Annotated in this window: 20 protein-coding genes; 10 read left to right on the forward strand and 10 right to left on the reverse strand. The window is 42.7% G+C overall.

From position 1 onward, the window contains the following. Positions 1 to 59 precede the first annotated feature (59 nt). Both QSH61_RS19980 and QSH61_RS19985 read left to right on the forward strand, forming a co-directional pair. The gene (locus tag QSH61_RS19980; RefSeq protein ID WP_174169283.1) at positions 60 to 1,463 is read left to right on the forward strand and encodes a coniferyl aldehyde dehydrogenase; all 1,404 of its coding nucleotides are present in this window, start codon (positions 60 to 62) and stop codon (positions 1,461 to 1,463) included. A 204-nt stretch (positions 1,464 to 1,667) separates the two neighbouring features. Beyond that, on the forward strand, positions 1,668 to 2,042 hold the full coding sequence (locus QSH61_RS19985; protein ID WP_206471933.1) for a VOC family protein: 375 nt from the start codon (positions 1,668 to 1,670) through the stop codon (positions 2,040 to 2,042). A gap of 178 nt (positions 2,043 to 2,220) precedes the next feature. Here QSH61_RS19985 and QSH61_RS19990 read toward each other — a convergent pair whose 3' ends face one another. Beyond that, positions 2,221 to 2,391 carry a DUF2986 domain-containing protein gene (locus QSH61_RS19990; RefSeq protein WP_206471934.1) on the reverse strand — a complete coding sequence of 57 codons (171 nt, stop codon included), beginning with the start codon at positions 2,389 to 2,391 and terminating at the stop codon, positions 2,221 to 2,223. A 184-nt stretch (positions 2,392 to 2,575) separates the two neighbouring features. Further along, on the reverse strand, positions 2,576 to 3,301 hold the full coding sequence (locus tag QSH61_RS19995; RefSeq protein ID WP_010605322.1) for a tetratricopeptide repeat protein: 726 nt from the start codon (positions 3,299 to 3,301) through the stop codon (positions 2,576 to 2,578). A gap of 140 nt (positions 3,302 to 3,441) precedes the next feature. On the opposite strand from QSH61_RS19995, the gene QSH61_RS20000 reads away from it, so the two are divergent. Next, on the forward strand, positions 3,442 to 4,227 hold the full coding sequence (locus tag QSH61_RS20000) for a DUF6279 family lipoprotein (RefSeq protein WP_102057991.1): 786 nt from the start codon (positions 3,442 to 3,444) through the stop codon (positions 4,225 to 4,227). 6 nt (positions 4,228 to 4,233) lie between these two features. On the opposite strand, the gene QSH61_RS20005 is transcribed toward QSH61_RS20000, so the two are convergent. The 3 genes from QSH61_RS20005 to QSH61_RS20015 are packed head-to-tail and all read right to left on the reverse strand — an operon-like array spanning position 4,234 to position 5,990. Next, a complete protein-coding gene (locus QSH61_RS20005) occupies positions 4,234 to 4,875 on the reverse strand; it encodes a flavin reductase family protein (protein WP_206471935.1) in 642 nt (213 codons plus the stop codon). A 7-nt stretch (positions 4,876 to 4,882) separates the two neighbouring features. After that, on the reverse strand, positions 4,883 to 5,608 hold the full coding sequence (locus QSH61_RS20010) for an SDR family NAD(P)-dependent oxidoreductase (RefSeq protein WP_206471936.1): 726 nt from the start codon (positions 5,606 to 5,608) through the stop codon (positions 4,883 to 4,885). Next, positions 5,601 to 5,990: a thiol-disulfide oxidoreductase DCC family protein gene (locus tag QSH61_RS20015; RefSeq protein ID WP_206471937.1), complete on the reverse strand. Its 390-nt coding sequence runs from the start codon at positions 5,988 to 5,990 to the stop codon at positions 5,601 to 5,603. The genes QSH61_RS20010 and QSH61_RS20015 overlap by 8 nt, the downstream gene beginning before the upstream one ends. Positions 5,991 to 6,115: 125 nt before the next feature. Here QSH61_RS20015 and ppc point away from each other — a divergent pair, with 125 nt between their 5' ends. The 3 genes from ppc (at position 6,116) to cdd (ending at position 10,243) form a co-directional block, all read left to right on the forward strand. Then, positions 6,116 to 8,749, forward strand: a complete 2,634-nt coding sequence (ppc, locus tag QSH61_RS20020) for a phosphoenolpyruvate carboxylase (RefSeq protein WP_206471938.1) — start codon at positions 6,116 to 6,118, stop codon at positions 8,747 to 8,749. A 266-nt stretch (positions 8,750 to 9,015) separates the two neighbouring features. Further along, a complete protein-coding gene (locus QSH61_RS20025) occupies positions 9,016 to 9,333 on the forward strand; it encodes a hypothetical protein (protein WP_223192100.1) in 318 nt (105 codons plus the stop codon). Between the two features lie 43 nt (positions 9,334 to 9,376). Further along, the gene (cdd, locus tag QSH61_RS20030) at positions 9,377 to 10,243 is read left to right on the forward strand and encodes a cytidine deaminase (RefSeq protein ID WP_010605329.1); all 867 of its coding nucleotides are present in this window, start codon (positions 9,377 to 9,379) and stop codon (positions 10,241 to 10,243) included. 26 nt (positions 10,244 to 10,269) lie between these two features. On the opposite strand, the gene udp is transcribed toward cdd, so the two are convergent. Then, positions 10,270 to 11,028 carry a uridine phosphorylase gene (udp, locus tag QSH61_RS20035; RefSeq protein ID WP_010605330.1) on the reverse strand — a complete coding sequence of 253 codons (759 nt, stop codon included), beginning with the start codon at positions 11,026 to 11,028 and terminating at the stop codon, positions 10,270 to 10,272. Between the two features lie 378 nt (positions 11,029 to 11,406). Here udp and QSH61_RS20040 point away from each other — a divergent pair, with 378 nt between their 5' ends. From QSH61_RS20040 to QSH61_RS20050, 3 genes are all read left to right on the forward strand, one after another. Continuing rightward, complete coding sequence (locus tag QSH61_RS20040; RefSeq protein WP_010605331.1) at positions 11,407 to 12,186, forward strand: DUF2189 domain-containing protein; 780 nt, start codon at positions 11,407 to 11,409, stop codon at positions 12,184 to 12,186. A 296-nt stretch (positions 12,187 to 12,482) separates the two neighbouring features. Beyond that, a complete protein-coding gene (locus QSH61_RS20045) occupies positions 12,483 to 13,595 on the forward strand; it encodes an arginase family protein (RefSeq protein WP_174169277.1) in 1,113 nt (370 codons plus the stop codon). Between the two features lie 174 nt (positions 13,596 to 13,769). After that, entirely contained in the window at positions 13,770 to 14,480 is a 711-nt protein-coding gene (locus QSH61_RS20050; RefSeq protein WP_174169276.1) for a transporter substrate-binding domain-containing protein, read from the forward strand. Positions 14,481 to 14,496: 16 nt separating this feature from the next. Here the strand turns inward: QSH61_RS20050 and QSH61_RS20055 are convergent, their stop codons facing one another. Both QSH61_RS20055 and QSH61_RS20060 read right to left on the reverse strand, forming a co-directional pair. Then, complete coding sequence (locus tag QSH61_RS20055; RefSeq protein ID WP_017216709.1) at positions 14,497 to 14,739, reverse strand: VF530 family protein; 243 nt, start codon at positions 14,737 to 14,739, stop codon at positions 14,497 to 14,499. Positions 14,740 to 14,771: 32 nt separating this feature from the next. Continuing rightward, positions 14,772 to 15,053, reverse strand: coding sequence for a DUF1496 domain-containing protein (locus QSH61_RS20060; RefSeq protein WP_010605335.1), 282 nt, complete (start codon positions 15,051 to 15,053; stop codon positions 14,772 to 14,774). A gap of 60 nt (positions 15,054 to 15,113) precedes the next feature. Between QSH61_RS20060 and QSH61_RS20065 the strand changes: the two genes are divergently transcribed. After that, the gene (locus QSH61_RS20065; protein WP_010373121.1) at positions 15,114 to 15,344 is read left to right on the forward strand and encodes a TIGR02647 family protein; all 231 of its coding nucleotides are present in this window, start codon (positions 15,114 to 15,116) and stop codon (positions 15,342 to 15,344) included. Between the two features lie 74 nt (positions 15,345 to 15,418). Here the strand turns inward: QSH61_RS20065 and maiA are convergent, their stop codons facing one another. Next, the gene (maiA, locus tag QSH61_RS20070) at positions 15,419 to 16,045 is read right to left on the reverse strand and encodes a maleylacetoacetate isomerase (RefSeq protein WP_029215796.1); all 627 of its coding nucleotides are present in this window, start codon (positions 16,043 to 16,045) and stop codon (positions 15,419 to 15,421) included. Between the two features lie 8 nt (positions 16,046 to 16,053). Further along, positions 16,054 to 17,349 (reverse strand): homogentisate 1,2-dioxygenase, encoded by a 1,296-nt coding sequence (gene hmgA / locus QSH61_RS20075; RefSeq protein ID WP_010605337.1) that lies wholly within the window; start codon positions 17,347 to 17,349, stop codon positions 16,054 to 16,056. Between the last annotated feature and the right edge of the window lie 14 nt (positions 17,350 to 17,363).

The following is a 17,363-nucleotide window of genomic DNA, read 5'->3' on the forward strand; positions in this document are numbered from 1 at the left end:
AGATAGACCCGTTGTTTTTTCCTTGCTATATTCGAATTAGACATTAGCAGGACCTGATAATGATTGAAGATAATACCAGCACTCTAATAGCCACATTTACTCAGTTAAAAAGCCGCTTTAACCAAGATCCTTACCCAGCGCTTGAAAAGCGCTTACGTTTACTAGCGGAAATAAAAGCACGTATATTGCAACGGCAAGATCAATTAGTCGAGGCGGCGGATCAGGACTTTGGTACTCGGAGTCGATTCGATACTGTGATTGCAGACATCATGCCTTGCATTAATTCGATTGATTATATCGCTAAGCACCTGCGCAAATGGAGCAAAGTGCAGCATCGTTCACCCGGTGCGCAGTGGCTACCATCTAAGGCGAAAATTGAGATTGTGCCAAAAGGAGTCTTGGGCGTGATAGCCCCGTGGAATTATCCAATTCAGTTGGCGATTGTCCCCGTGATTACCGCCCTCGCCGCTGGAAACAAAGTCATGCTCAAGTTGAGCGAGTTCACTCCCAATGTGAATGCGGTGATAAGAGCCATTTTTAAAGGATTGGATAATGAAGTGTGCGTCATTGAAGGTGGACCTGATATTGCCACGACTTTTACTGAGCAGCCATTTGATCACTTGCTATTTACAGGTTCAACAGCAGTTGGCAAAAAGGTGATGGCGGCGGCGGCTAAAAATCTCACGCCGGTCACCCTAGAGTTAGGGGGGAAATCACCTGTTATTGTGCTTGATGACGCTGATATCAGCGCCGCTGCGATGAGCGTGTTAATGGGTAAGCTCTCTAATTCAGGTCAAATCTGTGTTGCACCAGATTATGTGTTAGTGCACGAAGAAAAATACGACGCATTTATTGCTGAGCTGGAACAGCACTACGAAAAAACATATAAAACAAAAGTAGGTGTAAAAAACCAAACTTCAATTATTAACGACAGACAATTTCAGCGCTTAAATGACATTATTATTGATGCCAAAAGTAAAGGCGCAAATGTATGGCAAGCTGAGCCGGCATGCGACAACCGTCAGCTCCCTCTGCATATCATTACCCATGTCAACAAAAGCATGAGGGTGATGCAAGAGGAGTTATTTGGAACGATTTTGCCGATACTAAAAATATCCGACTTAAATGATGCGATTAACTACATTAGAGAAGACACCACACCGCTTGCGAGTTATTTGTTTACGCAATCTCAGGTTGCTATGAATAAAGTGTCAAAGGAGCTCGCAACGGGGACTCTAGCGATCAACGAAACCATAGTGCACGTGGTTGTTGAGTCTTTACCCTTTGGTGGCCTAGGTCACTCTGGTATGGGTCAATATCATGGCGAAGAAGGCTTTTATACCTTTAGCCACAAAAAGCCCATTCTCCAATCCAATAATACTAAATGGCGCAACAAGATGTTGCTTAGCCATTCGAAGCTGCTTACAAAGCCTTTAGAGTGGCTATTTTTGAGGAGAAAGTAGCGTTAATGTGTTGAGCGAAGCGCCATTACATATTGAGATCCAATGTACTTGAAATAAGACTTAGCCTGAAATATCACTGGTTATTTTTATGGGACTTTACTATATCAACAGATAAAAAAGCTGATGCTAGAGAGAGTGCTGGCTCAGCCCAATATTCAGGCTAACACGATACAGGATGACAGTTTCAGTCAGGAAGGAGTTCACATGAATACTAAGGTTAAGTTCACAGCTGGTCGTAATATCGCCATGAAGCTGCCGCCTCATCAGTACGAGGCAACACTTCAGTTCTACCGCGATGTCATTGGCCTCAAAGAAATAACAGAGCATGCTCCATCGGTTGGTTTTGAGTTTGGCTCCAATAGTCTCTGGCTCGACAGCGTACCTGGTATCAGCCAAGCCGAAACATGGCTCGAGATTGTTACCAATGATATTGCAGCAGCGTCAGAGCACCTCAAAGCTGCTGGCGTCGTACGCTGTGATGAAATCGAGCCGTTACCTGAAGGATTTCAGGCATTCTGGGTGTCAAGCCCTGCATCGATTATCCACCTTGTTTGCAAAGACTCAGAGTCATGGAAATAGTAACACCTAACACGTGTGAATTTTCACTGTTCAAACCAGCAAATCAATTTTAATTTGAGAGCAGAGATCCTCATCTAACGTTGGAGGATTGATTGAGGTAGGCAACAATGCAGAATCATAGTTAAAAAGAGCTTGAAATTAAAACAGTTAATGACGAGCTGGCACAAAACTCAGGCAATTAATGTTCATTGTTTTCGCTATTTAACTCGTCACTTTCTTGCTGTTGGGCTGCGATTTTCTCACGCTCAGCTTTTGAAATATAACGAGGTTTGTTGCTTTTGTGGAGTTTAGCATTAGCACGTTTGTCTTTTTTCTTTAAGGTTTCGTAAATTTTCTTTTTGCGATTCATTTTCACAGCTCATTATGAATGAAGTGCTAGTTTACCTTAGTGTTAGCGGGTTCAACAATGTAAAAAGATTGCCGCAGTTAACAATGAGCATGACTTTTACCTAGGTGTGATGGTACTAGCTCAATCTCTTAGTAAGGAAAATAATAAGGGCCTCACATGAGACCTTTATTATTTACCACTTTACTTACTTTGTACGTGTTTCAGCTACGTATTTACCGGCTTGAATTCGCTCGTAAATACTATTAGCGAGCTCTTTCGCTTGCTCGATTTGTGAAGGGGAAAGCTGTTTTTCGTCGAGTACTCGGCTCTTTGTGGCTTCAGCATAACCATTAAATTCGGCTAACGTGTTCCATACGTACGAGCGTTCAATATTTTTCTCGACTCCTAAGCCCTGAAAATACATGAGTGCTAAATTAAACATGGCTAAGGTGTAGTTGTTTGCGGCGGCTTTTTCATACCAGTTAAGTGCGTGGCGGTAACTTTGTGGTACACCGTCACCGTTTGCATACATTAGCGCTACGTTAAATTGCGCGGCTGGCATGTTTTTGTTTGCCGCTCTGGTCATTAGCTCAACGTATTTTGAGCGGTCCTTTTTAACGCCGCGACCTTCGTCATACATGACTGCTAGCGCAAACATTGCGTCGGCTTCACCAAGTTTTACGGCCTGTTGAAATAACTCTGCAGCTTTGCGTTGATTTTTAACGACACCATAGCCGCCTTCATACATTACACCGAGTTGATAAATGCCTGGGGCGTAGTTCATTTCAGCTAAATAATTGAATTCTTGTAGTGCTTCTTCGAACCTGCCAGCATTGAGTGCATCTATGCCTTCTTCCAATCCAGCTGTTGCCAAAGGTGCTTGGCTTAAAAGTGCAATGGCGATACATGCTTTTGAAATCCTGCCTAACATCATAGACCTCCTTAAGGTAGCTATGCTAACTATGTTGTTAGTTATTCTAATGCCAGAAACACAGATTTACAAAATACAAATCTAAAATGGCAGATACTGCGTTAATATAAGGTAATAAAAACAAAAATTGAGGCTATGGGATGAAGAAATTAATAGCACTGGCGCTATGTTTACTGTGTTTGGCTGGATGTAGTCAAAGATTGGCCTATAACAACTTAGGATGGTTAGCGAGTTATTATATTTCCGATTATGTTGAGCTGACGGATGAGCAAGAGGAAAAGCTTGAGGCTGATGTAGAATCTTTGGTTGCGTGGCATCGACAGTCAGAGCTACCAAAATACAAATCTCATATCCAATCACTGTTGAAGCACTGGCAAACCATGACAGAGAGTGACATGGTGCATATGGTGTATACCACAAGGAACTATTGGTATTCCGTCGTTGAAGCCGTATATCCCAAGTTAGAAACACACCTAAATTCGCTTAACCGTGAACAGCGAGAAATGCTGATAGCCAACATAGAAAAAGAAATGTTGGACGATGACTGGGAGGAAGGAGACCAATTTAACCGCTACGAGCGTTGGCTTGGTGATTTGAGTGATAAACAAAAGGAGCTTATTAACGAATATTACGAGCAAGGCGAGTTTGCGCGTCAGGTTTGGCGTGCACATGAACAAAGACGATTTAGCCAGTTTAAACAAGCCATGATACTGAGCGGAGTCGAGCAGGTTTCACCTGAGCTGTTGCAGCAAGCGATAGTTACTACACCCACAGCGCTGCCTGAGCGCATCCTAGATATTCAAGCAAGGCGAATAAAAGAGTATGCAAATCTCGCTGTTAAACTTAAAGGCACGATGAGCGGCAAACAAAAGAAGCACTTTAAGGAAGAGCTCGAAGAATTACTTGAGCTCTTGGAATCATTGTAGAGATACCTAGCCAAGTAATTTAATTCTGGTTGGCTTGTTTGGTTTAGCATACTCCAAGCGATTAATACGCTTGGTACTGTGATAGCCGTCTAAACTGGAAATCGCGACACAGTCGAGCGCCTCTATATCGATATAGCCGTCTTCGAGTAGAGCGTTTTCTTCAATGTGAAGCGACTCAATTTCGCCTATTACCAGCTCAGTATCGTTGAGCTTGATGATTTGGTGCTCTTTGAGGCTAAGCCCGTATTTTAATCTGCTTTCCTTGACGAATGGAGCAGGAAAAGCATTTAAATACTCGGAGGTTAAACCCGTTTCCTCAAATTCAGATTGATTCTTTTCATATCTGGCTGAGGTTTGATGGGCTGCCGTATAAATTTGAACATTAACTTGATTGATGGTGTATTTTTCAGTCGCTAAGATATTTTCCAATGTGTGCCTAGGTACACTATGAGGCCTAAAAATCACACCCACGAGCGCCGGGCTGGCACCGAGGTGGAAAACGGAGCTGACGATAGACAAGTTTTCTTGACCTGTCTCATCAACCGTTCCAATTAAGTTAGCGCTTTTGAAGCCTGATAGTGAATTTATCATCAATGCGCGATAACGCTCGTCTAAGGTTTTAATATCGTTACTTGAGAAGTATTTCATGCTGTGTTCACCATCCAATTAATTTATTTTGCCAGTCAACATAGCTCACCGTACCATCAGGATGACTGTTTGCGATGATGCCACTAAGTTGATGTGCTACAAATTCCGGCGTAAAGAGTTTTTCGTCCGGGACATTGGCTTGAAAAGGTTTTGAAAGTGGCGTGTCGGTAGTACCTGGATGGAACAAAATGAGCTTAATGTTTTTTGCTCGACGCGCAAGCTCGACTGCTGCGGTTTTAAACATCATATTAAGCGCAGCCTTTGAGCTGCGGTAGCTGTACCAGCCGCCCATCTGGTTGTCACTGATGCTTCCAATACGGGCAGAGAGTGCTGTAACTACGCATGACTGCTTACCTTTTAAGACTGGCAATAAAGCTTGTAACCAAAGCATGGGGATCATGGTATTGATATTAAACAGCGCCATGCTGTATTCAAGATCAATGTCCTCGAGCTTTTTCTCTGGGAATGTATCAAACTCGTCATGGAGTAAGCCATTAAAAATGGTGACACTTTTTACCATTAAGTCCAACTCGAGAATACGGCTCGCAACTTGACGAATTTGTGTTTTAGAATAATCACACTGAAAATGCAGGTTATTGGCATGTGAAGCCGTTTTAGCTTGCCTAGACACCGTGATCATTTTTACGTCGGGATTTTGTTCGGATTGCGCTTGTATAAAGGCATCAGCGATCGCTGAACTTGCACCAATCACTATGATGGCGAAGTTAGTCACGATTGCAATCTCCACTATTTTGTATACTGCATTGATTTGGGACCAGAAGTTTAGAAATTTTCATTCTGTGCCTTGCAAAAAACAGGTAAACGCCGTCTGCAATTGTTCGGATGATGGGTAATCTTAATAATTTGATCCAGCGATGTTTGCCAACGTGACTCCAAGCCGCTGCGGTAACATCTAGTCCTAAAATAAGCTTACCTTGGTTATCATAACCGTGGAGTTTAGCCATAGCTGCTTCATGCTCTATCTCAGGAAACTCGCTCGAGAAGCGAGCATCATGAATATTCACAAAATCAATGTTATTGTGTTGATCGAAATGCTTAAGTTCATTCATTTCTCTCACACATAGCGGACAGTTACCATCGTAAAATACAATCATTCGCTCACTCGAATAATACTTATCTTTGTCATGTTATTACGTTAACGTCTTGAAAATAGATCGTTCGCAAATCAATTTATTCTCGGTATAGTGGAGTTCGAGTATCTTTTCATCAAGGAGATTGTATGACTGAGCAATACGCAAGCCTACGTAGTAATGTGAGCCTTTTGGGGCAGATGTTAGGGCAAATTATTCAACAAGCGCAGGGTCAAGAAACATTAGACAAAGTTGAAGAAATTAGACACCTAGCAAAATCCTCTAGAAGCGGTAATGATTCAGATAGGCAAGCGCTGATTGACACCTTACGTAGCCTAAGCGATGAAGCGCTACTTCCCGTTGCTCGCTCATTTAATCATTTCTTAAACCTGGCGAATGTCGCAGAACAATTCCACACCATTTCAAAATCAGGCTCTCCAGACGGCGTGATGATCGAAGTCGATAAGGCGCTTGATGAATTGCAAAGTAAAGTTGATGCTGGTGCGCTGACACTAAACGAAGTTGCAGATGTAATAAGCAAACTAAAAATCGATTTGGTGCTAACTGCTCACCCGACGGAAGTAACACGCAGAACCATCATCAATAAACACGTTGAGCTGAGCGAATGTTTAAAAGTGCTTGAGGTGACCTCAGGTGAGGACCCTGTCTACGATGAGGTCATTGACCGCATTGAGCAGTTGATCTCACAAGCGTGGCACACAAGCGATATTAGAGAAAAGCGACCTACGCCGCTGGATGAAGCAAAGTGGGGATTCGCGGTTATTGAAAATAGTCTTTGGGAAGCCGTGCCTAAGTTTGTTCGGTATTTCAACGCCCAAGTGAAAACGCGATTAAATTTACAACTACCCGCCAATTTTAGTCCTATTCAACTCACTTCTTGGATGGGGGGCGATAGAGACGGCAACCCGTTTGTTACTTCTCATGTGACGCAATCTGTGCTTGATCACGGCCGCTGGATGGCGCTTGATTTATATCGTCGAGATCTAGAAATTTTGGGCGCAGAACTCTCTATGAGTAATGCATCCGAAAGCTTTATAGCGCGAGCGGACGGCAGTAATGAACCTTATCGTTATGTACTAAAGCAAGTACGCGCTGAGGTAGAAGAAACCATTGCAGCATTGGAATATAAAATCAAAGGCACGCCCTCTCATTATCAGGACAAGATTAAACAGGTATCACAGATAAGAGAGCCACTAGAGGCGTGTTATCGCTCGCTGGTTGATTGTCGCATGGCTAATATTGCCGACGGTTTGTTGTTAGATGTATTAAGACGAATTGACTGTTTTGGCGTGTCTTTATGTAAGTTAGATATTCGCCAAGATTCCGCCAGACATACCGAAGTGTTTTCTGAATTAACACGCTATTTGGGTCTTGGTGATTATGCTCAGTGGCAAGAAGCAGACAAGCAAGCTTTCTTATTAACCGAGCTAAGCTCGAGACGACCGTTACTGCCACGTCATTGGCAACCTTCTTCCAATGTCCAAGAGGTGCTAGAGACATTTGCAACGATTGCGGATCAAGACCAAAACGCACTCGGCATTTACATTATCTCGATGGCGCAAAGTGCCTCTGATATTCTTGCCGTGCATTTATTACTCCAAGAAAGCGGGTGTAAATTCAACTTACCGGTAGCCCCGCTATTTGAAACACTGGATGATTTAAACAATGCGCAATCAGTGATCAGCGGGTTATTTGAGAACACTTGGTATAAAGGCACGATTGGTGCCAAGCAATATGTCATGATCGGCTATTCCGACTCTGCAAAAGACGCAGGGATGATGGCGGCAGGATGGGCGCAGTATGATGCAATGGAAAAGCTGGTTAACCTTGCTGATGCGAAGGGCGTTGAGCTGGTGCTTTTCCATGGCCGTGGAGGTACGATTGGTCGAGGGGGGGCGCCTGCTGCACAAGCGCTGAGATCTCAGCCTCCTGGTTCGCTAAAAAGTGGCTTGCGAGTGACCGAGCAAGGCGAAATGATCCGCTTTAAATTTGGTTTACCTAAAGTCGCGATGCAAAGTCTATCTATTTATACCAGTGCGATTTTACAAAGTAATTTGTTGCCGCCCCCTCGACCCGAACCTAAATGGGTAGAGGTTATGGAGACGATTAGTGAAGCTTCCTGCAAAAAGTATCGCAGTATTGTTCGAGAGAACCCTGAGTTTGTGCCTTACTTTAGAATGGCAACGCCAGAACAAGAGCTGTCTAAATTACCGCTAGGCTCGAGGCCTTCTAAACGAAATCCAAACGGCGGAGTAGAGAGTTTGAGGGCTATTCCATGGATTTTCGCATGGAGTCAAAACCGCTTGATGTTGCCTGCTTGGCTAGGGGCGAAAGAAGGTCTTGAAGCTGCCGTAGAAACGTTTGGTAAAGACATGCTGCAAGAAATGAGCGCAAAGTGGCCATTTTTTAGAACCCGTTTAGAAATGCTCGAAATGGTATTCTGTAAAGCCGACCTTTGGCTCAGCGAGATGTATGATGCAAGTTTAGTTAGTGACGAGTATATAGGCCTAGGGGATGAGTTAAGAGACAACTTACAACAGGCCATCGAGCTTATTCGCGGCCTTGCGCCAGAGTCGTCGCTGTTGTCACAGCAACCTTGGATCAAAGAATCGATCGGGCTGAGAAATCCGTATACTGATCCTCTAAACTTGTTACAAATAGAACTGTTAAAGCGTGTGCGTGAAGAAACCAATCACGATTTGGAACTGGCACTCATGATCACGATGACAGGGATTGCGGCGGGGATGCGCAACACGGGTTAGTGCAACAATTTGAATAATCTATTTTTGTAAAATTTTACATTTATAAGCATAATAGCTACAAAACCAATCCCAATGGATTGGTTTTTTTATTTTGATTGGTTTTTTATTAGTATATTTATTGACAGTAATTCTCATTGATTTAAAATGCGCGGCTGGTTTTACCAGTCGTTTTATTTGTTTTATTCAAGAATTGTCGGTTGATGGGTCTACGATACATGCACAAAATATCTACTAGCGTCACATTTGATGAGTGTAATGATCTGATTATGATGAAGATCAGAGGCATTGCGAATGCAAACGATGTGGTCTCGGCATACGAGAAAGCCAATCTATACGCAAAAAAGCATAATAGTAGCAAAGTATTAGTAGATGTGAGTGAACTTGAACACCGCTTCGCCGCAATTGATATTGTGAACATAATGCCAAAAGTTGCGCACAATATTGGCAATTTACATATTGCACGCGTCGTTGGTTTTGAAGGTTATATGCATGATCTTTTTCTACAGAAAATTAAGCGTTTTAATATCAGCGCTGAAAACTTTGAGTGTTTTAAATCTGCAAGAGAATGGTTGAGTCGGCTGTAACTCTTGCGTAAACTATCCTGCCATAGATAAACATGACAACAATATGGCAAAGATAGAACCATCAATAAAAAGTGCGTTAACGCAATACGCCATCGCCCATCGTGGAATATTTAGTTATTCCCAATTAGTACAATATCAAAACCGCTTTCACTTATCTCGATCTGAGCTTGAGGCTGCATTACTTGAAGTTGCAGCTGAGTTTGCTACGCCTCCTATTTCACAATTTTATGTTGGTGCCATTGCTTGGGATGATAAATCGCAACAAGCGTTTTTAGGCGCGAATTTAGAATTCTCGCATCAGGCGCTTTCTTTGGTTGTTCATGCCGAGCAAGCGGCAATTAACAATGCGTGGTTAAATGGTGCAACGGAAATCTCTAAAATGACGATTAATGCCGCGCCTTGCGGATTTTGTCGTCAATTTATGAATGAGCTAAGCACGGCAAAGGAGCTTGAAATTTTATTGCCGACAGGCAAAACCTCGTTGTGTGACTTGCTGCCGACTTCGTTTGGTCCGGACGATCTGGGCAACAGTGAAAAGCTCTTTTCTCAAGCGCAACATCTTGCTGCGAATGAAACATCGCCTGCATCAATCAGTGCGGCGCTTTATCGGCATTATCTGCGCGCTTATTGCCCCTACACACACAACCAAAGTGCGGTGGAAATTAAACTAGACACTGGTGAGTGCTTTTATGGGCGTTATGCTGAAAATGCGGCTTATAACCCAAGCTTATCGCCATTACAAAGTGCACTAAGTCAATTAGCTATGTCGGGTAAAGTATTATCTGAGGTAAATGTCGTAGAGATCACTTTGCTAGAAAAACAGGGCAGTGCTAATCAGTTGCAAGTAAGCTTAGCGGTTTTAAAGGCATACAATGCCGAGCATTTGCTTACACATATAGAGATTGAGTAACCACTCAATCTCTACGTTTACTGCTACTACTTCGAAAGTAACAGTTCAGCTGCTTTTAAAACTGCAGTGACAGCTTTCTTTTCAACAGCTTGATGGTCGACATTAGGAATTTCTTGGCGTGTTCTGTTTACCAATACGCCTGCAAGACAAGCTGCCTTCAATCCAAGTGCTGCACACATGGTAAATAACGTCGCAGATTCCATCTCATAGTTCATCACATTAAGCTTTTGCCATTCTGCACACGAACCTTGATACGCTTTTCTGACGTAGCCTGAGTATGTGTCGTAACGTTCTTGCCCTGGGTAGAAAGTATCGCTAGACGCAGTGATCCCAACATGGTGAGTAATGCCCAACGATTCACAGGCTTGTACCATTGCTGAAGTGGTATGAAAATCAGACACAGCAGGAAACTCGATAGGCGCAAAATGCTGGCTAGCGCCATCTAAACGCACTGATGCCGTGCTCACCAAAATATCACCTTCATCGATATGTGGTTGAATGGCACCAGTCGTACCTATGCGTAAAAAGGTAGTGATACCAAGCTGTGCTAATTCTTCAACGGCGATTGACGTAGATGGGCCGCCTATACCAGTTGAGCAAATTACCACAGGACTTTCATTTAAAAAGCCAAGGTAAATATGAAATTCGCGAGTTTGTGCTAAGCAGACTGGAGAGTCGAGATATTCAGAAATGCGTTTTGAGCGCTCGGGATCACCCGGAACAATTGCTAGTGAAGCGCCTTGTAGGTCGGCTTTCGTAAGACCTAAGTGAAATACCTTTTCCATAGTAAACCTTAGTTATAATTAAAGCGTAATGTTTATAGTTAACGCCTATCAAGTACAGGACAGATGTCCTATTTAAGTGTGGCGTGTTTAAATTATACCAATCGTATTAAGTAAATGAGCTATTTTGAAGCGGGAAATAATATTAGTAGCACCGCTCTCGCGTCCTGCTACCGCTTTGGCAACTAAATCCATATAGGCAAGGCAAAAATTTTGCTATTTAGTTGTTCTAAATAAGAAATTTTTAACGAAGCTTGTATGATATTTTACCCGTTAAATTGGTTAGAGAATTAACGCAGTTGGTATTATAGCTCAGGATAGCTTGCGGGATTGTCGATGTTCCACTAAACCTTAACATGAGAGCAACAATGAGGAATGGTTATGCCTGCTACACATTCTATAAATAAAGATAACGAATTTGCGCGTTGCTTTGAATGCAACAAAGTTCCAACCTTGGCACCGTTTCACTGGCTTGCATTAGCATTTAAAGATATTGCGAATGCACCATTACTTAGCCTAGTGTATGGACTTATTTTTACCCTAATACCTGCTTTTATCATGTGGTTAGTGTACCAATCAGGTACCCACTTGGTAATTCTGCCTGCCGCTGTCGCCTTTGCACTTATTGGACCTGCTTTCGCAGCTGGCTTGTATGATGTTGCGTGGGAGTTGGAAAAGGGCCATAAACCAACGTTAACGCATAGTCTTAAATCAATGTTTCGTAATCCCGCTGGCGAGTGGGGGTTTGCGGTGTTACTGATGGTCATTATGATTGTTTGGATGCGCTTAGCGGCGCTTATCCATGCATTATATCCAAATGTTCCGAATCCTACGTTTGAACAGCTTTCGGCATTTTTAGCACTCGGCTCGATAGTGGGAGGCATTTTATTGGTGTGTGTATTTGCAATCTCAGCGTTTACGCCACAAATAATGATGGAGCGCCGAGTGGATATTATGACTGCGGTAATAAGCTCAATGCATGCTGTGAAAGAAAATGTCGGCGCTATGGTGGTATGGTGTGGGATCTTAGTGTTCTTGGTGATGCTTGGGTTTGCAACTGGAACGGCTGGGTTTATCGTTATTATGCCGCTGCTAGCGTACGCAAGTTGGCATGGCTATATCGCTGTAATTAAAACAAAAGTGCCACGCCACTACGAATAACTAAACACCCTCTATGAATAAACAACCGTAGCATCAATGAGCATTGTTGGTACTGCGGTTGACTTCTTATTTGAACCTGTTATATGTGCTGCAACAACGACCTAATGAACAGTCAATGTCTTCCGAAAACGAAGTTAGAGATCAAGTAAATCTTTTGATTTATAAGGATTTTTATTTTTAATTTGTCGTTTTTACTCATTTTAAGCCAATCGTATTTTGAGTGTTTCGCAATATATAAAGCGCAATAGGGAAGATTTTTCTGGGTCGCATGATTATGCATATAAGAGGGGATAGCGATGTCTGAGAGCAAAAAACAATTCCATAAAAAACTTGAGCACTGTTTATGCCCACCGGGAGATGGTGTGTTTACAGTAAACACAGCGAAAGAAAGAAAAGACGCGCTAAGACGAAAGCTATATGGACAAACAGAAGGTGTCGATACTTTATGGAAAGCGTCACTGGAAAAATTGGGCGAAAGTGAACATAAAGCGGCAATTCTTGGGATCAGTTCAGATTGTGGCGGTGGTATTTTACGCGGCGCCAACTGGGGCCCGTTATTTTTGCGTTCGACATTAATTGAGCAACAGCCGCAAACGAGCGCGTTTGACCTTGGCGATGTGCGTGTTATTCCACATTTACTGCACGACAAATATTTAAACGAGAGCACGATCAGTAATTGTCAAAAGGCACTTTATGCTGACCCAGAGAGTGAGTATTACGTCTCACCATTATCTATTACAGAAGATGTGTGTGATGGCTTTTACGAAAATTACCCAGATAAAGGCGTGTTTGGCATTGGTGGCGACCACTCAATCAGCTACCCGTTAACAAAAGCGTATCTTAAAGCAAAGCGTGCTCGTGGCGTAAAAACAGCGATTATCCATTTTGATGCTCACACGGATTTACTTGTTGAGCGCTTAGGTATCGATTTATGCTTCGGCTCTTGGTGTACGCATATCCTAGAGTTTTTGCCTGCACCCCATCATTTAGTACAATTTGGGATCCGCTCGAGTGGCAAACCTAAGTCTCATTGGGAGTCTACATTCGGTGTTAAGCAGCATTGGGCTCATGAGATCAGAGAGCGTGGTGCACAAGCGATTGTAGATGAAGTTATTGCACAGCTAAAGGCTGACGGTGTTGAAGAGCTTTATGTTAGCTTTGACATTGACGCACTTGATGAAGAGTTTGCTTCTGCAACGGGTACTCCAGAGGCAGGGGGTATGACTCCAGACGAAGCGATGTTAATTCTACAAGCGCTGCGTGGTGAGTTTAAAATCACAGGTGCAGACATGATGGAAATAGCCCCATTTACCGACAGCTCTCTTGTTGGACAAACGAGCTCAGAAACCACGCTTAAAGAAGGCGCTAAGCTGAGTGCGTTTTTAATTGATGCTATCAACAATAGCTAAAGCAACTAAATAACTAAACAGCACTGTGATAGGCGAAGGCATCTTTGTCTATCACTCATTCACTTCAATAAGTTACTCATAACCCGCATTCACAAGCAGCTATTCTATCTCTTTAAAAATTGCTCAACCTTTAAGTTAAGACTATATTATTCAAGTAGCTATGGGGAGAGTTTCATGAAGGGTGCATACTCTTTTGGTCTTTGTATTTTACTGACGAGTTTCAGTGCGCTTGCCTATACGCTAAATATTGTCACTGAGAACTTTCCTGACTTCCAATACCTTAATGAAAAAGGGGAGCTAATTGGGCGTTCAGCGGATAAAGTTAGGGCAGTGCTTGATGACTCTGGCGTTGATTACACCATCAACGTACTTTCATGGCCTGCAGCCTATAATGCCGCATTAAGAAAAGAAGATACCTGTGTGTTTTCAACAGCCAGAAATACCATTCGCGAAAATGAGTTTAATTGGGTATTTCCCATTGATACGTTTACCACCTCTTTTTATGCACTACGTGAAAGCAAAATCAAGCTGAATAAATTAGAAGATGCTCAAGCTTATCGAACTGCGGTGATCCGAGATAATTTTAGCCACCAATTTTTAATGGAGCATGGTTTTCAAGAAGGGAAACAGCTTATCCTGATTAATTCTTTTGATAAGGTTTTTGAGCTACTCAAGACGCGCAAAGACTTTGTTGATTTGGTGATATTAAGCGATGCTCAGTTTAGGTTTCGAAGTGCAAAAGAGCAAACGGCTCAATTACTTGAGCCGGTATATACATTAGATCAGTTTAATACGTCTCTTTACCTAGCTTGTAATAAAAATGTTCCCAAGCATATTCTTGAAAAGCTCCAGGAAACTTACAACGTGCTTTATGTAGCCAAATAAACTTAGAGAAAACGGGTTATTTTTTTATATCTGGCCACTGAAAGCCGTGGAAGGTATCTAGATACAGTTGCTCCACTTTGGTTCTTGCCCAAGGTGTGCGACGCAAAAACTTGAGACTAGATTTAACGCTTGGATTATCTTTGAAGCAGTTGATATCTACGGCGGCTGCCATTTCTTTCCAGCCTAGTTGCTGTTCAAGTTTTACAATAATTTCTTCTAACTTGATACCGTGAAGGGGGTTATTTGCTTGGGTTGTCATCTTCTACTTCTATATAACTTTAGATATTACGCCTAGTTTACCCTAATTTTATCCGAAATTTCAGGTCTAATTGGTGCCCCAGACGCGTCAGCCTTTACCCACACAAGTTTGCCATTGTCTTCGTTGTACTTTTTCGTTGCACAGACAAACAGCATGTCAAACTGTAGCAATAGTGCGCCTTCGCTATATGACTTTCCTTCATACCAACAGACTTGCTTTGGTATTTCTCCATATAACCTCAAATCAGCGGGCGTTGTAGCCAAAACAGGCAGTGAGATCAAATTAACAGTGATTAAACAAATTAAAAACTTCATCAAATTTGGTTTTTTGAACTAGAGTGTTAAATGACTATAGAAGAATAAGGAAAAATGACAATGGCATTAGACCAAAAATTGTTGGATGAGTTGACCTTACTAGCTAGATTTCCAAGACATAGTTTGCATCAGGGGATAAAAATTCATAGCAGCGCGCCTGAAGGTATACAAGGTGCCGCGATGCGGCTATTTGAAAAAGGGGTCATTGACAGCCCCGATGGGGGTTATTTGACTGATCTTGGTCACGACCTTATTGGCCATTTTGATCATGTCTATAGCGCGTTGAAATAACAAACGTTCATTTGATTGAAAGAGTGATATGCTTAGCATGTCACTCTTTTTAGTTGGCTTATCGTTTACTAGCCTTATTGTGCGTCTAATTGATTTTCAGGCGCCGCATCAGAAAACGCATCAAGCGTATTACAATATTCGTACACTCGACTGATCTTAGGAAATGCAGTCATATCAACTTTAAAACGCAGGGCATTAAACACTTGTGGTACTAAACAAACATCCGCAAGTGTGGGCTCCGTGCCAAAGCAAAATTGACCGTCGCCTATCATAGGCTCGAGCTTTTTAAAGCCTTCGATAACCCAATGGCGATACCACTCATTTTTTTGCTCATCAGATGCACCTAGCTCACTTGAGAGATATTTAAGTACACGCAGGTTATCGATAGGGTGGATATCACAGGCGATGGCGTAGCAAAAGTTTCTTACCTGCGCTTTTTGCCAAGGATCTTGTGGTAGCAATGCTTGGCCTGTTTGGGTTTCTTCTAGCCACTCTAATATCGCTAAAGATTGTGCAAGAACGCCATGCTCAGTTTCAAGCGCCGGTAGCAATCCTTGACCATTTTTACTTAAATATGCCTCGCCGTTTTGCTCCGATTTAAGCAAGTTTACAGGGACTAATTCATGCTCTAATCCTTTAAGATTTAAAGCAATACGCACACGGTAGGCTGCAGATGAGCGAAAATAAGTATAGAGTTTCAACATAATCTTTATGCTCCTTTAAAGTACTTTTTAATGCCTTTCCAGCAATCAGCATAGTTAGGCTGACGTGCTTTGCCTTCTAAAGCATACTTAGTTGGAGAGATAATGTAACGTGACTCAAACATAAACGCGAGTGTGTTTTCATAGCGCTGTGGTGCAAGCTCTGCGTTGCTCGCCTTTTCAAATACATCAGCTTCTGGCCCATGAGGAGACATACAGTTGTGTAGACTCATGCCACCTGGCACAAAACCATGTTCTTTGGCGTCGTATACCCCTTCAATTAAGCCCATAAACTCACTCATGATATTACGGTGATAATAAGGCGGACGGAATGTATTTTCTGCCACCATCCAGCGCGGTGGGAAGATCACAAAGTCTACGTTTGCAACACCTGGCGTGCCTGATGGAGAAGTCAGTACAGTAAAGATTGACGGATCTGGGTGATCAAAGCTTACGGTGTTCATTACGTTAAATCGTGCTAAATCATATTTGTATGGGGCGCTATTACCAGTCCATGCAACCACATCAAGTGGTGAGTGGCCAATCTCACAGCGGAACAAATTACCATTAAACTTTGCAACGAGTTCAAAATCGCCTTCTTTGTCTTCAAAGGCGGCAACGGGGTATTGAAAGTCACGTTCGTTGGTATAGCCATTCGCCCCAACGGGGCCTCGTTCAGGCAATATATAAGGGTGTCCGTAGTTTTCACAAATGTAACCACGCACCGTATCGCTTAAAAGCTCTACACTGAATTTGATACCTCGAGGGATAACGGCAATCTCACCTGGTTTAATTGCGAGTTTTCCACACTCTGTGTGTAAAATGAGTTCGCCTTGCTGTGGGACGAATAACAGCTCGCCATCCGCATTATAGAAGTAACGACCTTCCATCGATGCGTTAGCAACATATACATGAATACCAATCCCGCTTTGGCCATTGGCACTGCCGTTAGCTGCCATCGTCACTAAGCCATCGATAAAGTCTGTTTTTTCGTGTGGTATATCGATAGGGCTCCAGCGCAACATAGAAGGGGGGGAAACGGCTTCAGTTATTGGTGCCGTGCGCAATAGGCCATTATCCATCGCTTCATATTCACCTTGTAAAACAGAAGGGCGAATACGGTAGAACCAATTTCTACGATTATCAGCACGAGGCGCTGTAAAAGCGGTGGTGTTATATTGCTCCGCATAAAGGTCGTATTTTACTTTTTGCGGTGAAAACTGACCAATAGGCAAAGCGCCCGGCAGTGCTTCACTTTCAAATTGATTACCAAATCCAGTTAAATATTGAAGTTCTTGGCTCATGTGTCTCGACTCCT

The sequence above is a fragment of the Pseudoalteromonas sp. JC3 genome, from assembly GCF_030291895.1.
Classification (GTDB): Bacteria; Pseudomonadota; Gammaproteobacteria; order Enterobacterales; family Alteromonadaceae; genus Pseudoalteromonas.

Bases quoted from the DNA above. Each gene is read 5' to 3' on its own strand.
- ppc (WP_206471938.1), top strand. From the start codon at position 6,116: ATGACTGAGCAATACGCAAGCCTACGTAGTAATGTGAGCCTTTTGGGG.
- QSH61_RS19985 (WP_206471933.1), top strand. From the start codon at position 1,668: ATGAATACTAAGGTTAAGTTCACAGCTGGTCGTAATATCGCCATGAAG.
- QSH61_RS19995 (WP_010605322.1), bottom strand. From the start codon at position 3,301: ATGTTAGGCAGGATTTCAAAAGCATGTATCGCCATTGCACTTTTAAGC.
- QSH61_RS19980 (WP_174169283.1), top strand. From the start codon at position 60: ATGATTGAAGATAATACCAGCACTCTAATAGCCACATTTACTCAGTTA.
- QSH61_RS20040 (WP_010605331.1), top strand. From the start codon at position 11,407: ATGCCTGCTACACATTCTATAAATAAAGATAACGAATTTGCGCGTTGC.
- hmgA (WP_010605337.1), bottom strand. From the start codon at position 17,349: ATGAGCCAAGAACTTCAATATTTAACTGGATTTGGTAATCAATTTGAA.
- QSH61_RS20055 (WP_017216709.1), bottom strand. From the start codon at position 14,739: ATGACAACCCAAGCAAATAACCCCCTTCACGGTATCAAGTTAGAAGAA.
- QSH61_RS20050 (WP_174169276.1), top strand. From the start codon at position 13,770: ATGAAGGGTGCATACTCTTTTGGTCTTTGTATTTTACTGACGAGTTTC.
- QSH61_RS20065 (WP_010373121.1), top strand. From the start codon at position 15,114: ATGGCATTAGACCAAAAATTGTTGGATGAGTTGACCTTACTAGCTAGA.
- QSH61_RS20025 (WP_223192100.1), top strand. From the start codon at position 9,016: ATGATGAAGATCAGAGGCATTGCGAATGCAAACGATGTGGTCTCGGCA.
- QSH61_RS20005 (WP_206471935.1), bottom strand. From the start codon at position 4,875: ATGAAATACTTCTCAAGTAACGATATTAAAACCTTAGACGAGCGTTAT.
- QSH61_RS20060 (WP_010605335.1), bottom strand. From the start codon at position 15,053: ATGAAGTTTTTAATTTGTTTAATCACTGTTAATTTGATCTCACTGCCT.
- QSH61_RS20000 (WP_102057991.1), top strand. From the start codon at position 3,442: ATGAAGAAATTAATAGCACTGGCGCTATGTTTACTGTGTTTGGCTGGA.
- QSH61_RS19990 (WP_206471934.1), bottom strand. From the start codon at position 2,391: ATGAATCGCAAAAAGAAAATTTACGAAACCTTAAAGAAAAAAGACAAA.
- udp (WP_010605330.1), bottom strand. From the start codon at position 11,028: ATGGAAAAGGTATTTCACTTAGGTCTTACGAAAGCCGACCTACAAGGC.
- cdd (WP_010605329.1), top strand. From the start codon at position 9,377: ATGGCAAAGATAGAACCATCAATAAAAAGTGCGTTAACGCAATACGCC.
- QSH61_RS20015 (WP_206471937.1), bottom strand. From the start codon at position 5,990: ATGATTGTATTTTACGATGGTAACTGTCCGCTATGTGTGAGAGAAATG.
- QSH61_RS20045 (WP_174169277.1), top strand. From the start codon at position 12,483: ATGTCTGAGAGCAAAAAACAATTCCATAAAAAACTTGAGCACTGTTTA.